The following is a 911-nucleotide window of genomic DNA, read 5'->3' as shown; positions in this document are numbered from 1 at the left end:
GGCGAGTATTAGCGTTTGGGCCGGGTATGAATGATTATGTCGATGGTGGCCTGGGTTTAGATTTTAGTATTTTGAGTGGCCATCGAGACACCCATTTCAGGTTTTTAAAAGATCTGAAGTTAAATGATGTGTTTGTGATTACAACTGCAGATGGCAAGCGCAGTGACTATCAAATTATTAATACGGAGGTGGTTAACCAGAATTGGTTACTCCCGGAATTGGAGCCATCGGTTGAGAATTTGATGATACTCGCGACTTGCTACCCGTTTGATACCTTAACAGCCGGGGCTGAAGAGCGGTTTTTAGTTTTTGCGATACCGCTTAAGAATAGGCCCGTTAGCTAGTGCCTCAAACGAATGGGAGCTTACTCCTTATCTTTGGATGTACACTCCGCCAAGCTGGCATCCATCTTACAGCGGATCTTTCTAAACAAGGTGAGGGCTTTGCGGTTATAAACGCCTTCTTCTCGTAGCGCAATGCGGCTTTTTCTAAAGAACTCGTTCCATTTGTCTTTGGTTTCTTGGGAAATATTGATCCAGTAATTTTTAAGAATGGTTTGCTCGCTTTCTACAATTTTTTTAATTTGAGCCGGGTACTTATTTGTCATCAGGTCACGAGATTTCTGACCAAAGCCCTCAGGTACTTTTTTCCAGCGAAGGATCAGTTGCATGGTTATTTGTAGCTTTGGCCAATTAATGATGCCTCCATTCGGCGCGAGGCCTTTGTAGATCTCCATTGGTTCATATGCCAGGGCAGGTGCTCCGGTGACATCGACGGCGCGGTTGTTAAATTTTTGCAGGGCATTACGAATGCCAGATGCGACGGGTGTCATACCTATTCGAGTTGCGATATGTGCGGTTTCCGGGGCGTTATCGAGCACGGTAATACGCTTTCCTGACAGGTCTTTCGGG

The 911-nt window shown here is 45.4% G+C and carries 2 protein-coding genes; one reads left to right on the top strand and one right to left on the bottom strand.

Annotated features, from left to right (window positions below; translation table 11 throughout):
* A partial coding sequence (locus A3766_RS25155) for a sortase domain-bontaining protein (RefSeq protein WP_156509125.1) occupies positions 1–344 on the top strand: 344 nt, incomplete at its 5' end.
* A 20-nt stretch (positions 345–364) separates the two neighbouring features.
* Here the strand turns inward: A3766_RS25155 and A3766_RS31570 are convergent.
* Positions 365–911 (bottom strand): putative solute-binding protein (locus A3766_RS31570; RefSeq protein ID WP_231882990.1); only part of this gene is annotated, 547 nt, incomplete at its 5' end.

This window comes from Oleiphilus sp. HI0132 (assembly GCF_001635845.1).
This window is presented reverse-complemented; position numbering and strand designations above follow the sequence as displayed.